The 20529-nt window shown below is 42.3% G+C and carries 19 protein-coding genes and 1 pseudogene; 3 read left to right on the forward strand and 17 right to left on the reverse strand.

All coding sequences use genetic code 11. From position 1 onward, the window contains the following. Window positions 1-51: 51 nt before the first annotated feature. From ACGTJS_RS04440 to ACGTJS_RS04455, 4 genes are read right to left on the reverse strand one after another with little or no spacing between them, the layout of a single operon-like run. Complete coding sequence (locus ACGTJS_RS04440) at window positions 52-900, reverse strand: efflux RND transporter periplasmic adaptor subunit (protein WP_410472936.1); 849 nt, start codon at window positions 898-900, stop codon at window positions 52-54. Window positions 901-904: 4 nt separating this feature from the next. Further along, window positions 905-2920, reverse strand: a complete 2016-nt coding sequence (locus tag ACGTJS_RS04445; protein ID WP_410472937.1) for a hypothetical protein — start codon at window positions 2918-2920, stop codon at window positions 905-907. Next, on the reverse strand, window positions 2913-5111 hold the full coding sequence (locus ACGTJS_RS04450) for a hypothetical protein (RefSeq protein WP_410472938.1): 2199 nt from the start codon (window positions 5109-5111) through the stop codon (window positions 2913-2915). Before ACGTJS_RS04450 ends, ACGTJS_RS04445 begins: the two co-directional genes overlap by 8 nt. A gap of 6 nt (window positions 5112-5117) precedes the next feature. Then, window positions 5118-6317: an efflux RND transporter periplasmic adaptor subunit gene (locus ACGTJS_RS04455; RefSeq protein ID WP_410472939.1), complete on the reverse strand. Its 1200-nt coding sequence runs from the start codon at window positions 6315-6317 to the stop codon at window positions 5118-5120. 274 nt (window positions 6318-6591) lie between these two features. Between ACGTJS_RS04455 and ACGTJS_RS04460 the strand changes: the two genes are divergently transcribed. Continuing rightward, window positions 6592-6882 (forward strand): hypothetical protein, encoded by a 291-nt coding sequence (locus ACGTJS_RS04460; RefSeq protein ID WP_410472940.1) that lies wholly within the window; start codon window positions 6592-6594, stop codon window positions 6880-6882. 124 nt (window positions 6883-7006) lie between these two features. On the opposite strand, the gene ACGTJS_RS04465 is transcribed toward ACGTJS_RS04460, so the two are convergent. Continuing rightward, window positions 7007-8530: a TolC family protein gene (locus ACGTJS_RS04465; RefSeq protein ID WP_410472941.1), complete on the reverse strand. Its 1524-nt coding sequence runs from the start codon at window positions 8528-8530 to the stop codon at window positions 7007-7009. A gap of 78 nt (window positions 8531-8608) precedes the next feature. Beyond that, a pseudogene (locus tag ACGTJS_RS04470) lies at window positions 8609-8785 on the reverse strand (transposase); the annotation flags it as partial. A gap of 338 nt (window positions 8786-9123) precedes the next feature. On the opposite strand from ACGTJS_RS04470, the gene ACGTJS_RS04475 reads away from it, so the two are divergent. Continuing rightward, a protein-coding gene (locus tag ACGTJS_RS04475) for an IS5 family transposase (RefSeq protein WP_410471559.1) occupies window positions 9124-9943 on the forward strand; the annotation gives its coding sequence in 2 pieces (ribosomal slippage) (window positions 9124-9509 and window positions 9508-9943; 822 coding nt in all). A gap of 220 nt (window positions 9944-10163) precedes the next feature. On the opposite strand, the gene ACGTJS_RS04480 is transcribed toward ACGTJS_RS04475, so the two are convergent. Next, window positions 10164-11150 (reverse strand): homoserine kinase, encoded by a 987-nt coding sequence (locus tag ACGTJS_RS04480; RefSeq protein ID WP_410472942.1) that lies wholly within the window; start codon window positions 11148-11150, stop codon window positions 10164-10166. 102 nt (window positions 11151-11252) lie between these two features. Between ACGTJS_RS04480 and hisF the strand changes: the two genes are divergently transcribed. After that, entirely contained in the window at window positions 11253-12011 is a 759-nt protein-coding gene (gene hisF / locus ACGTJS_RS04485) for an imidazole glycerol phosphate synthase subunit HisF (protein ID WP_315043737.1), read from the forward strand. Window positions 12012-12075: 64 nt separating this feature from the next. On the opposite strand, the gene ACGTJS_RS04490 is transcribed toward hisF, so the two are convergent. From ACGTJS_RS04490 to mnmE, 10 genes are all read right to left on the reverse strand, one after another. Further along, window positions 12076-13341, reverse strand: a complete 1266-nt coding sequence (locus tag ACGTJS_RS04490; protein WP_410472943.1) for a CAP domain-containing protein — start codon at window positions 13339-13341, stop codon at window positions 12076-12078. Between the two features lie 280 nt (window positions 13342-13621). Continuing rightward, window positions 13622-14284, reverse strand: coding sequence for a riboflavin synthase (locus tag ACGTJS_RS04495; RefSeq protein WP_315043734.1), 663 nt, complete (start codon window positions 14282-14284; stop codon window positions 13622-13624). 776 nt (window positions 14285-15060) lie between these two features. Beyond that, complete coding sequence (gene ribD, locus ACGTJS_RS04500) at window positions 15061-16167, reverse strand: bifunctional diaminohydroxyphosphoribosylaminopyrimidine deaminase/5-amino-6-(5-phosphoribosylamino)uracil reductase RibD (protein ID WP_410472944.1); 1107 nt, start codon at window positions 16165-16167, stop codon at window positions 15061-15063. A 177-nt stretch (window positions 16168-16344) separates the two neighbouring features. After that, complete coding sequence (gene nrdR, locus ACGTJS_RS04505; RefSeq protein WP_315043729.1) at window positions 16345-16818, reverse strand: transcriptional regulator NrdR; 474 nt, start codon at window positions 16816-16818, stop codon at window positions 16345-16347. 19 nt (window positions 16819-16837) lie between these two features. Further along, a complete protein-coding gene (locus tag ACGTJS_RS04510; RefSeq protein WP_315043727.1) occupies window positions 16838-17059 on the reverse strand; it encodes a hypothetical protein in 222 nt (73 codons plus the stop codon). Between the two features lie 225 nt (window positions 17060-17284). Beyond that, complete coding sequence (locus ACGTJS_RS04515; RefSeq protein WP_410472945.1) at window positions 17285-18442, reverse strand: RNA-guided endonuclease InsQ/TnpB family protein; 1158 nt, start codon at window positions 18440-18442, stop codon at window positions 17285-17287. Window position 18443: 1 nt separating this feature from the next. After that, on the reverse strand, window positions 18444-18560 hold the full coding sequence (locus ACGTJS_RS04520; RefSeq protein ID WP_410472895.1) for a MerR family DNA-binding transcriptional regulator: 117 nt from the start codon (window positions 18558-18560) through the stop codon (window positions 18444-18446). Between the two features lie 31 nt (window positions 18561-18591). After that, complete coding sequence (locus ACGTJS_RS04525) at window positions 18592-18738, reverse strand: hypothetical protein (protein WP_315041697.1); 147 nt, start codon at window positions 18736-18738, stop codon at window positions 18592-18594. A gap of 3 nt (window positions 18739-18741) precedes the next feature. Continuing rightward, the gene (locus ACGTJS_RS04530) at window positions 18742-18981 is read right to left on the reverse strand and encodes a hypothetical protein (protein WP_315041699.1); all 240 of its coding nucleotides are present in this window, start codon (window positions 18979-18981) and stop codon (window positions 18742-18744) included. A gap of 39 nt (window positions 18982-19020) precedes the next feature. Further along, on the reverse strand, window positions 19021-20400 hold the full coding sequence (mnmE, locus tag ACGTJS_RS04535) for a tRNA uridine-5-carboxymethylaminomethyl(34) synthesis GTPase MnmE (RefSeq protein WP_410472946.1): 1380 nt from the start codon (window positions 20398-20400) through the stop codon (window positions 19021-19023). Window positions 20401-20529: the final 129 nt, after the last annotated feature.

Consider the following 20529-nt stretch of genomic DNA (forward strand, 5'->3'; position numbering starts at 1 on the left):
AGGTCAGATAAATTTATCTGACCTCTTAAATTAAGTGTGCTTGAATGTCGCTTACAGACCCACCGAACATAGAATGCCGCTTGGGATTTTATTATTTGCATTATTAATATAGCCAATCATACTAAACGTACCCGATGCGGCATCCACCGATCTATCTTTGATCGCCACCGTCATCTTGACTGGATTATCAAAGGGTTTTTCAGGCGTAATGGTTAACCGGCTACCTTGTTTTAATTGTTTAAAATACTTGACCGGTGCAATAATCTGCACCTTTAAACGATCGGTCTGGGCAATGGTCATAATCGGAAACTTACCATCGGTGGGGCTTACCACCGCCCCCTTATCTAAATAACGGGTAGTCACAGTACCACTAATGGGGCTGGTAATGGTGCGTCGGTTTAACTCTGATAACGCCGATTGATACTCATATTTTGCCTGGGTTTGGCTTTCTTGTGCCGCTAACAGTTCAGCTTGGGCAGCTTGGTACTCTTGATATGCATCTTCATAAGCTTGTTGAGACATATACTGGGCATCCGCCAATTGTTTCATACGATCGGCTTTGGCTTTAGCAGCTCTGACTTTATTTTGTGCCGCTGTGGTAGAGGCAGATGTTTGGGAACGATATTTGGCAGTATTCACGGCTGCTTGTTCAACTTGGCTGTCTAACCGTGCAATCACTTGCCCTTTTTTAACATAGGCGCCTCTCTCCACATTGACACTGGCTAACGTGCCGACCACAGGGCTTCGAACATCCACCGTTTGCATGGGGCGCAGCATACACCCAAACTCTGAACTTGCCGCATGGCTTGCAATACTCGTCAATAGTGCCGCGCTTAGACAAGCGGTTTGTGATATTTGCCATACACAGGGGAATTGCGTTGTATCGATTTTTTTAGACATAGGGTTACCTTAATTTTCCAATAAAGCCAATCTGCTTTTGGCGCTGATTGTCCTGTTTTAGGGTGTTGATGCGAATTTCATATTGCCGCTGTTGTGCCCGTCGCTGGGCAACTATAATGGCTTGATTGTAAAACCAATGTCGTAGACCTGCTGTGGGCATCCAGCGACCAATCATTTGCCAGACACTGCGATGGCTTAATAAAATGGCATCGTTAAAGCAGACGATTTCTCGAAACGAACCGGCGTTTCCCTGCCTCGCACTGCGTCCAATCAGCTGCCGATCAATGCGCGTGGAGTCATGGTGTTCGGTTAAAATCACATGTAAACCGCCACTTTGCTTGGCCTTGTCATCAAGTTTGATATCGGTACCACGACCAGCCATGTTGGTGGCAATGGTAATTGTACCACTAATGCCGGCTTTTGCAACAATCTCGGCCTCTTCCGCGTTTTGTCGGGCATTTAACAGGTATAGAGTAAATTGATCAGGGGTGACTTGTTGGGTAATGAGTTTATAGACCCGCTCAGATGCTTCAACACTGCGGGTGCCAATCAGCACTGGTTGCCCTTTCTTTGCTTGTCGAATGGCATCATTGGCCACCGCTTGCCATTTGGCATCAGCGGTTTGGTAGCAGTAACGAGTGAGAGTTTTGCGCTTATTGCGCCGATTAGGCGGAATGACGCAGACTTTAAGGACATATACCTTCCACATCTCTCGGCTAACCTCGGTCACTGTACCAGTAAGCCCTGAGAGTAAGATGTAGCGCCTAAAAAAGCGCTGAAAGGTGATTTGAGCAATGGTCTGACGGGTTTTAGATACCTCAACATTTTCTTTGATTTCTATCAGCTGATGTAAGCCCTGCTCCCAGCTCCTATCTGGCATAGGGCGCCCCGTTGATTCATCGACAATCACCACTTTGTCCTCTAGCACAATGTAATGCTCATCTTTATTAAACAGATATAGCGCTGTCAATGCTTTTTTAATCACCACGTTTTGCCAAGTACGAGTTGACCACATCGGTTTTAGACCGCTGGGTAGTGGTAGGCTGTCATTTAAGACAACGTCTGTGGCTAAGTTAATATCTTGGTTGGTGTGATCTAAGGTAAAATCTTGTCCTAGGCTTAGGCCTTTTGCTTGGACCAGCGCCCAGTGCAATAAGTCCTCGTCCATCAAAGATTCTGCCTCTTGTGAGATAATAAGCGGGGTGCTGGCTTCGTCAATCAGTACGCTGTCGGCTTCATCGACAATACAAAAGTGCAGTGCAGGAACGATTAGGTTGGCATTGCTTGCCTGAGTAGTAATAAAGCGCTGTAAGGCTGATTTTTTACGAGTCAAGCGATTATCGGCATTGAGTTCGTCTTTTAATACATCAAACACCAACTCACTGGCACTGACGTAGCAAATGGCTTGTTGATATTGGGTTTGACGTTCAGGGATTTCCATTTCGCCATCAATGGCACCGCTTGTCAGACCATAAAAGTCAAATAAGGGCTGCATTTCTTGTTGGTCACGGGTGGCTAAATAGTCGTTGGTGCTTAACACGTGCACGGCAGCCCCGGTTGCCGCGGCTAATGTCGCCGCCATCCCCGCCACGATGGTTTTACCCTCCCCAGTTTGCATTTCTGCCATTTTGCCTTGTAGTAAGACGTAGGCACCAAGATATTGCACCGCATGGGGATAAAAGCCAAAGCGGCGATGAATGGCTTCACCGATACAGGCAAAGGCTTTTGCAAGATGGTGTGTCACTCGCTTTTGTTGGTTTAAGGCATTGATAGCTTGGTAAAATTGCTGGTTAAGCGCATTATCGTCAAGTTTGCGCAAGGCTTTATAGTATTTGGCAATGTGACGACCATGCTGTTTAACCTGCAAACGGTTGTAACGCTTGGTGACGTAGTAGGATTCTAGATTAGTAGCAAAGCGACTCAGCTTGTTTTGTTCAGGCTGACTGCCTTCTTCACGTAAACCGTCTGCCAGTAATAATGGCTGCTTACGTAGGTATTTGATAAACGTGGGATTAAACATTGAAATTCTTTAAAAACAGTTGACGTGCACGAATGAGCCATTGCCATCCAATGGGTAATTCCCCTAAGTCAAAGCGCACATAGACTCGGTCATTGACACCAAGCGGTTGATCGGCTTTTAACGTTTGACCATCAGCAAGTTTTAGCTGGACATCAAACACACGCTCTAAGGCTTTGGTGCCACTGCTGTCATTGGGGTCAATGACAATGTTGCCACCTGCATTTATGCCTAATGCGGCATTGGGCAGTTCAAAGCCAGCTTTTGGGGTTTTTTGGATGATAGTGGCTGGGTAGGTTTGCGTTAAGTTGCTACGGGTTTTAAGGCGAATACTTTGTAGGCGCTGGTCAATGAGGTTCATGTCGTTTTGTTCAATGATGACGCGTACCAGATTGGTTTGTTTGGGCATGACATAGCCGATAATATCGCCTTTTTTAACGTAGCTGCCTTGGGTGTTGTTAATGGCTTTGGCATACCAGTAGCCTTGGGTGGGGGCGGTAATGGTGAGGGCTTTGGTATCGGTTTGCAATAGTTTACGCTGCGCTTGTAGCGCCCGCTGTTGGCTACGTAAGCTGTCAAGCTTGTTGGGCTCATCACTTTGCGCTTGACGAATTCTTAGGTCAAGCGCCGCAATTTGCTGCACTAAGCTTAAGTCCTTTTGCGATAAGTCGGTGTTGGTCAGTTGCGCTATTGTTTGGGAGGCGTGAATGAGCTGACCATCGGTTAAGGTTTCTGGCTGCAAGATACCAGACGCCTGCACCCGAACAATATTGTTATCCGGCAGCCATGCAACGCCTTGCTGCACGCTGTAAAATGGTACGGGTAGCGCAAATAAGATGAGCAGGACAAGGAGTGATAGGCTGTATAAACGGCGTTTGCTGGATAAACGATATTTCATAAGGGTTGGGCTGGTAAAGACATGTTTGATGGCTTTGTAAATCGGCATGCCAAAGGATTGCCATGCCGCTACGAGTGCCATGATAACACCAATGATAAAGTATTGCTTGGTCACCAACCATATCATGCCAAACACCACAAATATTCGGTAGATGGGGCTAATTAGCCCATAGATGAATAGCCAACCCCGCTCCTTTTCATAACCGAGTGGTGGTTTGGCTTCGGTGGACCCAAATAGGTATTTGTCCGATAGATACACCCAATATTGTTTGGCACGTTGTGCTAGGTTAGGAATTTCTATTAAATCGGTGAGCACATAGTAGCCGTCATATTTCATGAGCGGGTTGCCATTAACCAGTAAGCTTGAGACCCCGGCAATGATAATGACGTTGTAGGCAAAGGCACTAATAAGCCCCGATTCGACATTTAACCAGATATATAAGGCTATTGCCCCTAAGAATAGCTCGGTCATAACACCCGTGGCAGCCACCAATGCCCGTACCCATTTTGAGGTAAAACGGTAAGAATAGGTGGCATCGACATAAGGCACTGGCATAAAGATGACAAACATGAGCCCCACTTCTCTCACATGTCCGCCCCACGCTTTAACCGCCATGCCGTGCGCCCATTCATGAAAGGCTTTGACGAGCGGGTAGGTACACCATAAGATAAACAGGTTACTGGTCGATAACATCCGATCCGATAGGTTACTGGTCAAGGTTTGCCAATGTGCTCCGGCTAAAAAGACCGCTGGAATAACCACAATCAACCATAGGAGTAAGCCCCCTAGGCTATAGAGCCGATTGGCTAATATTTGCTGCCCACGAAACCATTTATCGGGGTAGAATAATGGGACTTTAATGCTAATGGGGTTTAAAAACGACTGCTTAAATTCGTTAAAACGCTGCTTTTTAAAGCGCTGACTCATTTCGACTGCATCAGCATTGTGCTGGGTTTGTAGCATGTCATTGCTATACAGCTGGCTTAACAGGGTTACCAGTTCATGCTGGCTGATGATGTGTGTATCAGGGTCGTCATAGAAACTGTGTTGTTTGGGGAGGTGGTCTTGACTGATACTGGCATTTTCCCACAGGGTTTGTAAATCGGTGCACCCATCCATCATTTTAACAATAAGCCAAGCCTCGGGGGTGAGTCGCAGAAACTTTTGGGTTTTTTGGTCATGTAAGAATACCCAGGAACGCCCCCGTAGCTTTCTTGGAAAGATGTCAATGGCTTCTCGCAGTTTGGGACGCACGTCTTTAACCAGATGCCAATGCTCGGAGAAAATAGTCTTCATGGCGACTTAAAATACCGACCACAGTTTTAGCCGTGCCCAGTCAATAAGGCTTCTGGTCCAAAGCGTGATGAGATTGGTTTGTCCGACCCTAATTTTACCCACCCCTTGCATCCCTGGGTTGATTTGCGGTGGGGTGGCATTGAGGCTGGCTTCCACACTAAAGCCATTTTCGCCATCTTTGACTTCAGCCACCGCCGTTAGTCTACGGACAGTAAAGTCAAAGGTTTGGTCCGGTAAGCTCGTTAGCTTCATTTTACCCACCTCACCGATTTGTAGCCGATCCATGTCTTTATCCGGCACGTGCAAGATAACCCGATAGCTTGCCACATCGGCTACTTGAAATAATTCCGCCCCCTCTTCCACCGGTGTGCCAATTTTTTGTTGCCAATCCCCACTTACAATCACACCGTTTATGGGGGACTTAATGACGGTACGTGCCATTTTACGATGGAGTAAGTCAAGTTTCGATTGCGCTTGCTGTTTTTGGTTAACTGCTAAGCCACTGTTGGCCGCATCCATATCCGCCATGGCTTGGCGAAATTGCCCTTCGGTCTGTTCAAGCTGACTTTGGATTTCACTGGCTTCCATTTTAAGGTCTTTGTCTTCAAGCTTGGCAATGACCTGACCTTTTTTGACGCTGTCACCTGGTCGCACTAAAACTTCATTGATATAGCTTTGCTGTGGGGCAGTGACGGTGTAGCGTTTGTCCCCTTCAATGTATAACGGCGCGGTAACAATATCGTCAACGGGGATGAGTGTAATCGCCAGTAATACTGCGGTGAGTAATAGGGCAATGAGTTTGTATGCCAAGTAACCTCGCCCCAACAGTTTACCCATGAGCGAGGTCGATGAGCGATAGCTGTGATAGGCTAAGTTCTGCTCAGATTGACGCCATTGACGTAATATGGGTTCTAGTAGGTCGGCACTGACCTGTAGCATGAGTAGGAGTGGATCATCGTCGTTGATGGTTTGGCAATTGTCTAGTAGCAATACCGCTGTGCTACTGCCCCGGTATTGCATGGGGTAGACCCACCAGTCTTTACTGGTTTGGCTTTTGCCTTCTAAAATCGCCATTGCGGCTAATTCATTTGCTTGTTGCATGGCAGCAGAGCCTTTAACCGCCCAGGCAATGTTCGCCGATACCCACCATTTAGGGCGATTAGCGACCACTTGGAACAAGCTAATACCAACATTTTCATGCCCCATTTCGTTGGCCCATTGCTTGGCTTGGTTGACCCATTCTTGGGCCGCAGACTTGGCATCCGGCTGGTCAAGCACGTCACTGGTGATACTCAGTAGTCGCTTAGCACGTTCCCCTTCTGGGTACTGCGCCATCACAAAGCCATAGAATAACCAACCGAAACTCAGTTGTAGTAAGTCGAGCATGTGCGGGTGAAACGGTGGGGCAATTAAACAGCCAAGGTAAGCACTTTGCGCATCTTGATGGGTGACTAAGCAGCTAATAAGAACCAAGTCTTCAATGCGCTGTACTTTGATCGGCTGCTCGGCACTCATCATGGCAAGTTGGCTTTGCCAAAGCGTGGCAAGCTGGCTTTGGGTGGCTTCAATCGGACGCTCAGTAGGCGCTTGCATATTGAGTTCATCCATATCCGCTGGTGTGTTAAGCGTTGGCTCTGGCGATGCTGTGGCACTGATAGGCTCTGCGGCGTCTTTGGGGATGCTAAGCAGGTTGGTTAAGGTTCGTGATAAGGTGGTCGGTCGCTGGGTAGACTGCGTCGCTGTCAGTGCGGATACATCGATAAAGTCTTGACTGCCAATCGTGGGCAGTTGATGGGTCGCAAGTGCAACAATATCAAGACCTGCAAGCTGAGTACGGCGTAGCCAGTTTAGCAGTAAGTTAGGAATCGGCATGGAATCGGTCATCATATGAAGGGTTAGTCTGGCACGGTCGCATCTTTTTTATGTTTGAATGTTGGCACTATAGGATTGGCTACCGATGCCGGTAGAGTGAGTGTTGTGTTAGATTTATCAGTGGCTATATTTGTGTCGTTATTCAGTGTTTGGCGTAATAGATTGTCAATCTGCATCAGCTGTTCAGCATTTAAGGTGCCTGCAATTTGGTTAAGCTTGATGTAGTTTTTCCAGCTGTCATACCATGCAACCAATTTATCACGATTGGCTTCATAAACCTTGGTCTGGGCTTCAAGTACATCGATGTTGGTGCGCATGCCGACTTTATAGCCAAGTTGATTGGCGGATAAAGCCGTGCGCGCCGATTGGTCAGCAGCATATAATCCTTGATATTCGGCAATCGAGGCTAAGATTTGGTAAAAGGTGCGGTTTAATTCTATACTTTGCTGCTGTTTGGCAACCAAATAGTTTTGGTATTTCAAGGTTTCTTCAGCACGGGTTTTACCGGTTTGTGCACTGTTGGTGTTGGCATTGTAGAGATTCATGTTAAGCTGAATCCCAGCACTCCATTCCCATTTGTTGTTGCTGTAGCTGTTATGCCCAGCTTGGCTAATGGGTTCAAAGTTTCGGTTGTTGTCAACCACGAGTTGTACTTTAGGGTAGTACTGATAGTCTTGTTTTTTTGTGTCAAGCTTGGCGATTTGGTATTCAGTTAAGGCTTGTTGTACTGCCATGTTTTGGTCGGTGATAGATGCTTGCCATTGCCCGATTTCTGTGGCTTGAATGTCCGGTAGGATTTTAGTGCTTGAGTGATAGTCAGCTGGGTTGATGGTAAGACCGCCTGTGAGTACGGCAAGTTCTTGTTGTTTAGCTTTGAGTTGCAAGTCTAAAGAGGCACGCTGGGCAGCAATTTTGTCAGCCTTGGCTTCAGCTTCTCGTACATCAGTGATTGATACGGTACCCACATCAAAGCTTTTTTGTGCTTGTTTTTTTTGTGCATCGACCGCTGTTTGTTGTCCGTCTAATAGGTCAATCTGTGCTTGGTTGGCTAAGATGTCAAGAAATAGACTAACGGTACGGTTGGTTAGGTCATCATAGGTTTGCGTGGTGGCATATTCACTGGCTTGGTAGCTAAGCTTGGCTTGTTCGATGTTAAGCCTAATTGTCGGGTCATACAGGTTTTGGGTGATGTTAAAGCCGATTTTACCCGTTTCATTGACTTTAGAGCTGGCTACATTGGTGTCTTTAAAGGTATCCTCACCTCGTCCATAGGTTTTACCAATGTTAGCACTGATGCTGGGATACCAAGCGGTTTTGGCAATGTCGATGTTGCTTTTAGCACTGTCGCTGCTGGCATATCGGGCTTTGAGCTCAGGGTTTTGAGAAATGGTCGCTTGTTGTAGTTCAAGTAAGGTGGGAGACCCTGTGGTGATACTGACATCTTGAGGTTCAAGTGTTTGGGCTTGAACCTGTGTCGTTGATAAAAAGCTGATGATAAATATCAGAGATAAGACGGAAGTTGGTAATTTCGTTTTTGCTAAAATCATTAAATATCTCTATTTATTGTTCTTAATAGCAACAAACTATAGCAAAATTTTGTGGGTTTTGCTATATTTTTTTAACTAGTAGGTGTCTGTTCCTGCTAGTGTGCTACCATTGGCTTTCCTTTGACAGTTTTTAAGCGTATTCACGGGTATGTCTAGCTCTTTGGCGGTTTGAGTAACGTTGTTATTATTTTCTTTGAGTTTTGCAATGGCTTTGGCTTTAAAGGTGTCACTATACTCTGTTCTTTTCTTGCTCATGGTAAACTCCTATTTTGTGGGATAGTTTACCAAATATTTTTCTCCGTTTTTTTCAGCATACATCAATTTGGTCGATGCTTAAATTGATGGGTGTTGTCCTGTCCACCGTGGATACCAATACCAAAAGCATTTGTTAGTCGAAAAACTAGCAAATGTTCTTTAGTAATATCATAATAAGTCCACCCCACCAATATTTTAAACATTAGACTACTTATTATGATAACACTGATTATCCTATTCATTATTGACTTAATCATTACAAAATATGTAATAGACCTCTTTCCAAACCTTAATAGTGATTTGGTATAATACTGATTTTTAGAAAAAACAGCAAAAGCATGATACCCGAACAAGCAGAAAAACTCAGTGACGCACAATTTAAACGCTACTTTGGCATCCAAAGAAGTACCTATACTCATATGCTCACCATACTACAAGAAGCATACAACGAACAACACAAAAAAGGTGGCAGGAAAAATGAAATCAGCCTAGAAAACAAGCTCATGCTGACTTTGAGTTACTACCGAGAATATCGCACCCAATTTCACCTAGGGCAAGACTTTGGTATCAGTGAAAGTGCTGTCTGTAAAACCATCAAATGGGTAGAAAGCATACTGATAGCCCACAAAGACTTTGCCCTACCTAGCAAAAAGGCTTTATGGCAAGACCCAAACCTTGAAACCGTACTGATAGACGCAACCGAAGTACCTTGTGAGCGACCCAAAAAAGCAACGCAGGCAATACTCAGGTAAAAAGAAACACCACACCTTAAAAGCACAAATCGTTGTCGATAAAAACAGCAAAAAAATACTTTGTACCCATTTTAGCAAAGGTAAAACCCATGACTTTAAACTTTACCAATACTCAAAAATGCGTATAAAGCCTAGTATCTTAATCCAAGTAGATTCGGGCTATCAAGGCATACACAAACACCATGCCAATAGCAAATTCCCAAAAAAGAAAACCAAGCTTAATCCACTATCTAAAGTTGACAAACAAGCCAATCGAGAATTAGCTTCTGAACGGGTAACCAATGAACATGTTATCGGCAAAATCAAACGTTTTAAAATCCTAGCCTGTCGTTATCGTAATCGCAGAAAACGCTTTGGCTTAAGGGTTAATTTGATTTGTGCCATTTATAATTTCGAGTTGGGTTAGTTTGGAAAGAGGTCTATTATAGCCACGCCAACCGTCTGAATAAATAATGCTATTCACATCAACCCTACCTAGTATCAATTTTTGTAGCATCTATATCAGTGCAAAAGAATTTTATGATTTTTTTGACTTTATAGATGCTTAGCTTACTGTTATATTTCATGTTTCTAGTCTAGTATGGGTTGTGTTGCTAGTCTAGAGCCGTATAAATAAAAACCAAAAATTAACACACATTCCCCCAATGATACGCACTTAAACGTTTCATCAAATCAGGATTTTTTACCATGATATTATCGCCTGTGCGACCTTGCTGACGGTTGTAATAAATTACGTTCAAACGCAGTAGCCAAAAGGTAACACCCGCCATCGCAAGCATAATCGGCAACGCCTGTTTTTCATCATCAGAGAGCGGACGCACGCTCTCATAGCCATCAATCATCGCTTGCATTTTGGTGCGTTCAAATTCCACTTTTTCGCCATCGGTGGCATTGCCCCAACTGGTGCTAAAATCGTTAATGGTAATCGCTAAATCCATCACAAAATGCTCAATGCTTACTTCGGTAAAATCCAACAATCCTGTTAATTTTGGATTATTCTTATCTGAAAAATCCCACAGCGTATTATCGGCAAACATATCCAAATGACACAAGCCTTTTGGCAAATCTTTGTTTGCCACATTCTCATAAGCCGTCCAAATATCGCTCATCAGTTTTGCCTCATCACTTGGCATAAACTTAATTTCACGGTCTTTAACCAAATGCCAAGGGTACAGTTCCACGCCATAATGCTCGGCAGGGGTTAGGGTTTGCAAGGTCAAATGCAGTGTTGCCAACGCCTCGCCCATTTGACGGCACATATCGGTAGTGGTGTCGGTTGGGTGTTTTCCGCTAAGTTTTGGCAAAACCAAAATCGCCTTGTTGTTAAAATACAACAAAAACTCGCCATTATCGGCTTTTAGCGGACAGGCAACGGGCAATTTTCCATTTAATTTGTCCAAAATAATCGCCATTTTTTCAATTTCGTGCGGTTTTCGCTCTTCAAACAGCGTAAACACATAAGATGGCTCGCCATCTTTGTCGTCTTGTGTTTGGATAAACCAGTTAGAATTTTTAATGCCTTGGGTAATGGGAATGGCTTTTTTAAAATTTACGCCAAAACGCTGACAAAATTCGCTAAATTGGGTATCGGTTAAGTGGGTATAAACGGACATTTTTGTTCCTTGATGTGCATTGAGTGAAAAACGTGGTAAAATGTGCCTATTATACTAACAAAACGTTTAACCACCAACATTTAAAACATAAAAAGGAAACCCATGTTAGCAAAACGCATTATCCCCTGCCTAGATGTTGATAACGGTCGTGTTGTCAAAGGCGTACAATTTTTGGACATCAAAGACGCTGGCGACCCTGTGGAAGTTGCCATGCGTTACAACGAACAAGGGGCGGACGAAATCACCTTTTTGGACATCACCGCCACCCATCACGGACGTGATACCACCTATCACACAGTGGAACGCATGGCAGAAACGGTATTTGTACCGCTCACCGTAGGCGGTGGCGTTCGCAAAATTGACGACATTCGCAATCTGTTAAACGCTGGTGCGGATAAGGTTTCCATCAATTCGGCAGCAATTTATAATCCTGAATTTGTTGGCGAAGCCGCTAGTCGTTTTGGCAACCAATGTATCGTGGTGGCGATTGATGCCAAAAAAGTTGGCGAAAATCGTTGGGAAATTTTTACACATGGCGGTCGCAAACCCACAGGCATTGATGCAATTGACTGGGCGATAAAAATGGCAAACTTTGGGGCAGGTGAATTGCTCGTTACGTCAATGGATTCGGACGGCACAAAGGCAGGCTATGACATCGCCTTAATGCAAGCGATTAATGACAAATTGAACATTCCTACCATCGCATCAGGCGGTGTTGGCAATTTGCAACATTTGGCAGATGGTATCATTCATGGCAAAGCTGATGCGGTATTGGCAGCCAGTATTTTTCATTTTGGTGAATATACAGTCGGTGAAGCCAAAGCTTTTATGGCAAAACAAGGTATCCCCATGCGGTTATAAATTGGACAATAAATTTTGACATAAAAAAGCAACGAAATTCGTTACTTTTTTTGTTAAGCGATAATTATGGCTTTGTACTAAAGCTAAATGTTTTGGCTTCTTGGGTTTTATCCGCATACACCAAGGTATAACTCACTTGATAAGTCGTGGCTTTTGCCAATGGGCTATCAGGAATTAAAAACGCTTCATTGTCTGATAAACGTTTGTTGCCGTCCACCATTTGATTAATATCCGTTGCTGGATTGGCTTTGTTAAACATCACCCAAACTTTTGGTGCGGTTACACCATTGATTGGTTTGATACTTACATTGCTAATATTTTGAATTGTTTTACCCTTTGGTGCTAAGATATACACAGGCTGACCGATTGGGCTATTCTCTGAAATCTCTGGGCGTGATGGGTGTCCATTAAATGGGTCTGGTCCTTCATGGGTCAACTTGTATTCAGTTCCTGTAACATTGTTACAAGGGTAGGTTAATACTTGGTTATAGGTGTAAGGTGCTTGTCCCTGTGGTAAACCCAAAACCACTTCTAAATAATGCCCTGTAATTGGGGCATAATTCGTCGTGGGTTGCCAAGCCTTAGTTTCTAAGTAATCAATCCCCACATTTTTATAAATAGGGCTTACCAAAGTTTTTAAATGATAAGGTGCAGCCAATAGACCTTTTAACAGCTCAACGCTATCGCCACTAGAACCAAAAGCGATATTTTCAGTAACAAACCCACCATTGGATATTGAATAAACCATATCACCAACTTGATAGCTGGTCGCATATGGATAGTTTACCGCTTGGGCTAAAGGTTGTTTGGTTGCGTTAGTTTTTACACGATTAACCACTTTTTCACCAGAAAAATAAGGATTGTTTAAACCCGTATTTTTCCAAGCTGTGCTAGACTCTAATAATTCATAGTGGCTACCATAAATTTGTGCAATATTGGATTTTTCGCTAACATAAGCCATGTATTGATTGTGGTTTTGTGCGGATTTTACCAGCTCATTATGACTGGCTAAACTACCAAAGCCACAAGCTTGACGTTGCTGATTTAATAAATTAAATGCTTGCGTTTCTGTATTTGTACTATTTGTGGCAGGGGTGTTTGGTGTCGCCGTATCAATATTGACAGGTGTTGGTGTGGTCGGTTGGTTGACTACAGCAACGGTCGGTGTTTTATTTGGCGTTGTTTTATTTATAGTTTCGCCAGTAGTAACCGAAGTATTACTTGTCGGTGTTGATGAGCCACCACCGCTACCACCACAGGCTGTCAAAGTCATGGCAATGGCAACTGCCAAACTCACTTTTGTCAAACCAAACTGCTGAAATGTTTTCATCCCCTCACCTCTTTATCGTGTTACATGTTATATTATAAAATACTTTGACAAATGTATCAAACATATTTAATCATTTATCTTACTTTTATATCTTATAACATTTTTCTCTGCACACGACAAAAAGACAAAAAAGTCTGATAAAACAATGGTATAATAGTAATTTTTCCGATTGTAGTTTTTGGCAAAAAACCAACTGATTTTACAACAGTTTTGCCAATTATCATTTTTTTTCTACATTTTTCTTTAACAAAACTTTGCCATTTTTTCATTTTTGCAAAAATCACCGCATAAAGCCATTTTCTGCCAGCATTTCAAGCGTAATGCCACCGCTTTTTTCTTGACTGGCGTTTTCACCCATGAGCAAACGTTCCAAATAGCGAGCCAACACGTCCACTTCAATATTCACCGTTTGCCCAACGTGCCAATGCTTGCTAATATTGGTAACTTGAGCCGTATGCGGAATGATATTTAGGCTTAGCACATTTGCCGTTACCAAATTGGTCGTAAGGCTAATGCCGTCCACCGTTACCGAGCCTTTGGTCGCCACATATTTGGCAAATTCATTCGGAATTTTTATCTCAATATAAATAGAGCGAGAGTCGCTTTGCATGAGCGTAATTTGCCCCACCGTATCCACATGACCCGACACGATATGCCCGCCAAAACGAGTAGTCGGCAACATGGCTTTTTCAAGGTTCACCGTATAGCCCACTTGCCAATGGTTCATCGCCGTTTTTGATAATGTTTCACGTGAAACATCGACCGCATACCAATCTTTGCCAAACGCCACTACCGTCAGACAAATGCCGTTGCACGCAATCGAATCGCCCAATTTAACATCGCCAAAATCCAATTGACTAGAGCCAATGCTCAACCGCACATCACCCCCTGTGGGTTCGATTTTTTTGATTGTGCCTGTCGCTTCAATAATACCTGTAAACATCTTTTTTCCTAATTGTTTTTTTGATAAAGTGGCAACCTTTGATAATTTGACAAAAATTATGGTAAATAAAAATGCAAAAAAACGTCAAATCACCGTTGCCCAAAAACCATCCTATTTTACCACAAGCTAACCATATTTTGACAAAAAACACCGAATGAATACAAATTGCGATTTTGTTAAAATTTTGCTTAAAAGGTTTAATAATTCACGTTAAAATTTTGTTAAATTAGCAAAACCACTTATGTGGATAACTTTTAAAAACCTTGCTTTATTTTATCATTTTAAAAAGTTATCCACAACTTCATTTGGTTTTTAGTTCTGTGGATAAAATATAGATATTTCACGTGAAACATAGATAAATAGCGGTTTTATAATTATGTTCCACGTGAAACATATTGTGCATAACGTTCCACGTGAAACAGTTATCCACCATAAAATTAGATTTTTCTTTTATTGTTTTTTAATTGATTTTGATTGTGGATAACTTTATTTTTAGAAGTTTTGTTGATGATTTTTTGGTAGGAATTTTTGAGTGGTTTTTTGAGTTTTTAACGATTTTGGGCGTATTTGCTACGCCCTAAAAAGTTCAATTCATGGTAGTGTTAAGTAATTGGATAAAATTAAATGTATATTTGTAGAGTGGGTTAGCGATAGCGTAACCCATCAACCCCCTTGCAAAATGCACTTCGTCTTGCGAAGCATTGCTTCTCGGGTTACGCCCAAAAAGACGGGCTAACCCACCTTACGAGCTGTTGTATTTAAAATTGTCTTTTTACTTATTGCCGAAAAACAAACTTTATATCGTCCCCGATTGTTTCATGCGATTGCAAATTAAACCGCAATTGTTCGCACATTTTGGCAAAATCTGCGGTAAACATCGGTATAGCCGAACTGCCAAGCAAGCAAGGGGCTTGATAAATTATCAATTCATCAACCAAGTTTTGCTGTAAAAATGCGGTGCTAAGCGTTGCCCCTGCTTCCACCATGACATCGTGAATATGGTAATCATCTCGCAATTGACGCAAAATCTCGGTTAAAGATACATCATCTTGGCATAGGTAAAATGGGCGGTTTTCGGCTTGATTTTTTACCCAGCTTTTTATCAAATCATCAGTTACATTCAAGCGTTTTCTACGGTCTAACACCACAAGCAACGGTTGCGGAATATTGCTTAAACTGGCAAGTTGTGGACTTCTCACGTTTAAACTTGGGCTATCGGCAAGTACGGTTTGGCTACCTGTGATGATTGCACCTGATATGGCTCGCAAGCGTTGCACGTCTTCACGAGCGGTTGCGCCTGTTATCCATTTAGATTCACCGCTTTGCATGGCGATACGACCGTCTAGGCTACTGGCGATTTTTAGCCGAACGTACGGCAATCCGCCTGACATAGTTTTAAAAAAACCTTGATTTAACGCATAGGCTTCATCATGGCAAACGCCTGTGGTAACGGCTATGCCAGCGTTTGTGAGCTTTTCAATGCCACCGCCTGCGACTTTTGGATTTGGGTCGGTAACAGCGATAACAACTCGGCTAATATTGGCATTTATCAAGGCATCGGCACATGGGGGCGTGCGTCCGTGATGACTACACGGCTCAAGCGTAACGTAGGCAGTCGCCCCTGTCAAATCATCGCCAACGGCTTGTTTGGCTTGGCGTAGGGCGAACACTTCGGCGTGTGGCCGTCCTGCTTGATAGTGGTAGCCTTCGCCAATGATGTTATTATCTTTGACAATCACACAGCCTACGCACGGATTTGGGCGCGTGGTGAACTGTCCTTTTTTGGCAAGTTGAATTGCCAACCGCATAAAATAGCTGTCTTGGTGGGTTTGTTCGTTCGTTATTTGCGAAAAATTTTGTGAAAAATAAGGCGAATTTGTCATGATTTTATCCATATTTTTGAGATTTTTGGGAAATGTGGTGGATAATTGTGTATAAGTTGGGATAAATTGTGGATAAATCACAAGATATAGACTTTTTATTCATTTTTTAGCAAAAATTTCACTATATCTTGCGGTTTTTATAAAAAATTGTGAAAAACTTGTGGATAACTTTAGATTTTAATTGTTGTTTTCAACTTTTGGCGTTTCAGATAGATTTGACAAGGCTTGTTGAAATGCTTGAATATCTTGAAAATCTCGGTAAACGCTCGCAAATCGCACATACGCCACATCGTCCATTTGTTGCAATTCATTCATCACCGTTTCACCCAAAAACTGACTGGTAACTTCTCGCTCGCCTGATTGACGCAATTTTTTTTCAATTCGGCTAATCATGGCTTCAATTTTGTCGGTGGTAATCGGGCGTTTTTGCAAGGGCAAATTGATAGAACGGCGGAGTTTTTGACCGTCATACGGCTCAATACGACCATTGGTTTTGATAATGCGAGGCATGACGGCTTCAATGATTTCAAACGTAGTAAAACGCTCGTTACATTCAAGGCATTGACGGCGGCGGCGGACTTGAGCCCCTTCAGCGGCAAGGCGTGAGTCAATGACTTTGGTGTCTTGGGCGTTACAAAATGGGCAGTGCATGGTGTTTTTTTCCTAATTATTATATTTTTTCAATTGCGGTCGTTTCAAATGGATTAATCACTTTTACATTCGTGCCAATCGTATCTTTCACATTGCGAGTAATGAGCGTAAAATCATGTACCAACGCCGTTGCGATAATTTGTTTATCAGCGACATTATGCGGATTTACCGCCATTAATCGCCCCCAAACTTCGGCACATTGTTTGTCAAAAATTAACACTTGATGAAACAGTTTTTGCATATCATTTTCATACCAAGCCTGTAATCTTTCTGCTTGTTGAAAATCATTTCTTAAGTATAAAATTTCAATCCCTTTAATGATTTCCGTTCCAAAAAACCTACCTAAATCTACTCAAGAGCAAATTTAGCGTTTTCTTCCTACTTCAACGTTGTTTGCTCTTGTCATTTGACTTAAGACTTACATCAACTCCATAGGCTGACACGGTGAAACTCACCGCCAAAAATATTAGATTGTTAAAACCTTAGTTGCATGATTTAAAATATTAATGCTCGCATTCACATCACGGTCATGGCTTGTCTTGCAGTTAGGGCAAGTCCAATATCTGACAGCCAGTGTCAAATTTGCTTTATCCATGATAAAACCGCAACATGAACAGGTTTTACTTGATGGATAAAATCTATCTACCTCTTTGATAATTTTGCCCCATTGGTTCGCTTTATAAATCAATTGTCGTTTAAACTCATAAAAACCTAAATCATTAATCGCACGGCTAAGTTTTTTATTCTTTACCATGCCTTTAACATTTAAGTTTTCAATACAAATTGTCTCAAATCGTTTTACCAAATTTGATGTTAATTTGTGCGTAAAGTCTTTTCTAATACAACTGATTTTATAATGTAACCGTGATAGCTTGGTTTTCGCTTTTTCACGGTTTTTTGAGCCTTTTTGTTTTTTTGATAAACTTTTATTCAATCGTCTTAGTTGTTTGAGTTTGTTTTTTAATGGTTTTGGTGCTTGGATTTTTTCGCCATTGGATAAAGTTGCAAGGTCTGTTATGCCTAAATCAATACCAACTTGTTTGTCTGTTTTGGGTTGTGGTTTGATGATGTCTTGTAATTCAACGGCAACCGATACAAACCATTTTTCGCCTTGTTTAAAGATTTTGGCAGATAGGATTTTGCCTTGTAAACGCAAGTTTTCACGCATTTTAACCCAGCCTAAATTAGGGATTTTTATGCGTTTGCCGTCTATTCTAAATTGGTCATTGGATAGGCTAAATCTGTCATTTACGCCTTTTTTTCTAAATTGTGGGTATTTGCTTTCACCTTTAAAAAAGCGTTTGAATGCGTCTCCTAGTTGCATGATTGCAAGTTGTGGGCTGCATTTGGTTACTTCGAGCATAAAGGGGAATTTTTCACGTTTTATGGCGTTAAGTTGTTTTCTTAATTTGCCTTGTGATGGTTTGTTAAGTTTGGTTTCATCAATTTCTATGCCATTTTTCAAGCATTCATCACGATAAGTTTTATCGGCTTGGTATTGTTTTTGCCAATTATCTAACGCCCAGTTATAGGCAAGACGAGCCACACCGCAAGCCTTTGCAAAGTAGGTTGCTTGTTTATTCGTTGGGTCTAGGGCGATGATGTGTCCACGTATTAGGGTCATTCTAGTACCTTGGCGTTCTTTCGGCAACAAGTACACCGCTTTCGTCCCATCTGCGTAATGTTGAGATAGATACGCCAAGTTGTTTTGATGCTTCGTTGATACTAATTAATCTGTTCATTTGGATATTGTAAGATGGATTTGGTTAGATTTCAAGAAGCAGTTTCAAACCCCAAAGTAATATTACTGATAAAAATAGGGTGATTTTTTTGTTGCATTTTTTTGATAAAATTTACCAAATTTTTATCAGGTGTCTTTTTACGAATTTCACTCACCACATTAGTATCATAAATATACATGGCTTACTCCGACCAATCCACCGCTTGCATTGGCTCATTTGAACTGACAAACAAATCTTCATTATCATCGGCTTTTGGGATATTTAATAAGGCTTCATGTAAATTTTGCGGTGCATTTTTTGCTTGTACATTCACCATACTTGTGTCTTTAAAAATTGACATACTCACGCCCATTTCAAAGGCAAAAGCTTTAAAACGCTCTACAATTTCATCACTAATGTTATTAATTACAATGGTTTGCATAAAAATCCCTTATTTTTTACAAAAATAATTATCAAAAATCTACTTGCCAATACAAAAACTGCCAAAAATTTTACCTAACAAATCATCAGCGGTAAATTCGCCTGTAATCTCACTCAAACTCTGCTGTGCCACTCGCAAACTCTCTGCGACCAATTCCCCTGCATGATAAACGTGCAACTGCTCATCGGCATCATTTAACGCAATTTGCACCCGTTTTAATGCATCCAAATGGCGAGTACGAGCGATTAAACTATTTTCTGGTGGGTGAAAGCCGACTTTTTCACAAATTTTGTTGATTAAAGCTATTAAATTGTCATTCGTTTGGCAAGAAATATACACAGGTTCGTAAGTTTGATTAAATTGTTTTGGTAGATTTTCTACATTTTTTACCTTGTCAATTTTATTACCAATTAATAAAATATGTTTGGCATTTGGCAATTCCCCGAACAATTCTTTGGCAAGTTGTAGCGGATTTTCTTCGGTATTCACATCATAAACAAGCAATAACAAATCCGCTTGAGCAATGACAGTTTTCGCTCGCTCAATGCCTACTTTTTCCACCACGTCATCGGTTTCACGCAAGCCTGCGGTATCGGTTACATTCACAGTTAAACCGTTTAAAATCAAGGTTTCTTGCAAAATATCCCGAGTTGTCCCTGCAATATCGGTAACAATCGCACGCTCTTGCCCTGCCAATCGGTTTAACAAGCTAGATTTGCCCGCATTCGGTCGCCCTGCAATCACCACAGACACGCCATCACGGAGCAGTTGCCCTTGTTCGGCTGTTGCCAAAACCTCGCTCACTTGTTGTTTTAAATGGGTTAATTGCTCGGCAATTTGACGGTCTGCCAAAAAATCCACGTCTTCTTCATCGGGAAAATCAATGGTTGCTTCCACATGAAGTCGCAAATGAATCAGCAAGTCAAGTAAGCGATTGATTTTGGCGGAAAATTCGCCTGTCAGCGACCGCATTGCTCCTTTGGCGGCGGCGATACTGGTGGCATCAATCGCATCGGCAATGGCTTCAGCTTGCACCAAGTCCATTTTGTCATTGTCAAACGCACGAGCGGAAAATTCGCCTGCGGTGGCTTGCCTTGCCCCTAATTCAAAACAGCGAGCCATCAGTTGTTGTTGCAAAATAACACCGCCATGCCCTTGAATTTCAACGACATCTTCGCCTGTAAAGGAGTGCGGTGCGTTAAAATACAAGACCAAACCTTCGTCCAAAATTATGCCTTTATCATCATAAAATCGGCAAAAATGGACGTAACGTGGGCGAAAATCGGTTTTGCGTTGGGTGAGTTGCTTGGCGATAGCGTGGGCGGTTGCCCCAGATAGGCGAATGACACCGACACCGCCACGTCCGATTGGGGTGGCGATGGCACAAATAGTGGGTTGTTGGATAATGATTGGGTTCATTGTGGTATTTTTTTGGGTTAATTTTGATAAAGTTTAATCCTATTTTAACATAATTTACAAAAATTGATTTTATGATTTTGACAAAAAAAATCCCCACTCATTACAAGTAGGGATTTTTTTTAGAAAAAG

The sequence above is a fragment of the Faucicola mancuniensis genome (assembly GCF_046523945.1).
Lineage (GTDB): Bacteria > Pseudomonadota > Gammaproteobacteria > Pseudomonadales > Moraxellaceae > Faucicola > Faucicola mancuniensis.

What these genes read in the sequence shown, in the direction of transcription:
- ACGTJS_RS04480 (WP_410472942.1), bottom strand. Translation starts at nt 11,150, where the DNA reads ATGTCCGTTTATACCCACTTAACCGATACCCAATTTAGCGAATTTTGT.
- ACGTJS_RS04515 (WP_410472945.1), bottom strand. Translation starts at nt 18,442, where the DNA reads ATGACCCTAATACGTGGACACATCATCGCCCTAGACCCAACGAATAAA.
- ACGTJS_RS04465 (WP_410472941.1), bottom strand. Translation starts at nt 8,530, where the DNA reads ATGATTTTAGCAAAAACGAAATTACCAACTTCCGTCTTATCTCTGATA.
- ACGTJS_RS04510 (WP_315043727.1), bottom strand. Translation starts at nt 17,059, where the DNA reads ATGCAAAAACTGTTTCATCAAGTGTTAATTTTTGACAAACAATGTGCC.
- ACGTJS_RS04450 (WP_410472938.1), bottom strand. Translation starts at nt 5,111, where the DNA reads ATGAAGACTATTTTCTCCGAGCATTGGCATCTGGTTAAAGACGTGCGT.
- ACGTJS_RS04440 (WP_410472936.1), bottom strand. Translation starts at nt 900, where the DNA reads ATGTCTAAAAAAATCGATACAACGCAATTCCCCTGTGTATGGCAAATA.
- mnmE (WP_410472946.1), bottom strand. Translation starts at nt 20,400, where the DNA reads ATGAACCCAATCATTATCCAACAACCCACTATTTGTGCCATCGCCACC.
- ACGTJS_RS04455 (WP_410472939.1), bottom strand. Translation starts at nt 6,317, where the DNA reads ATGGGGCATGAAAATGTTGGTATTAGCTTGTTCCAAGTGGTCGCTAAT.
- ACGTJS_RS04490 (WP_410472943.1), bottom strand. Translation starts at nt 13,341, where the DNA reads ATGAAAACATTTCAGCAGTTTGGTTTGACAAAAGTGAGTTTGGCAGTT.
- ACGTJS_RS04495 (WP_315043734.1), bottom strand. Translation starts at nt 14,284, where the DNA reads ATGTTTACAGGTATTATTGAAGCGACAGGCACAATCAAAAAAATCGAA.
- ACGTJS_RS04445 (WP_410472937.1), bottom strand. Translation starts at nt 2,920, where the DNA reads ATGTTTAATCCCACGTTTATCAAATACCTACGTAAGCAGCCATTATTA.
- nrdR (WP_315043729.1), bottom strand. Translation starts at nt 16,818, where the DNA reads ATGCACTGCCCATTTTGTAACGCCCAAGACACCAAAGTCATTGACTCA.
- ribD (WP_410472944.1), bottom strand. Translation starts at nt 16,167, where the DNA reads ATGACAAATTCGCCTTATTTTTCACAAAATTTTTCGCAAATAACGAAC.
- hisF (WP_315043737.1), top strand. Translation starts at nt 11,253, where the DNA reads ATGTTAGCAAAACGCATTATCCCCTGCCTAGATGTTGATAACGGTCGT.
- ACGTJS_RS04460 (WP_410472940.1), top strand. Translation starts at nt 6,592, where the DNA reads ATGCGCTGTACTTTGATCGGCTGCTCGGCACTCATCATGGCAAGTTGG.
- ACGTJS_RS04520 (WP_410472895.1), bottom strand. Translation starts at nt 18,560, where the DNA reads ATGAACAGATTAATTAGTATCAACGAAGCATCAAAACAACTTGGCGTA.
- ACGTJS_RS04530 (WP_315041699.1), bottom strand. Translation starts at nt 18,981, where the DNA reads ATGCAAACCATTGTAATTAATAACATTAGTGATGAAATTGTAGAGCGT.
- ACGTJS_RS04525 (WP_315041697.1), bottom strand. Translation starts at nt 18,738, where the DNA reads ATGTATATTTATGATACTAATGTGGTGAGTGAAATTCGTAAAAAGACA.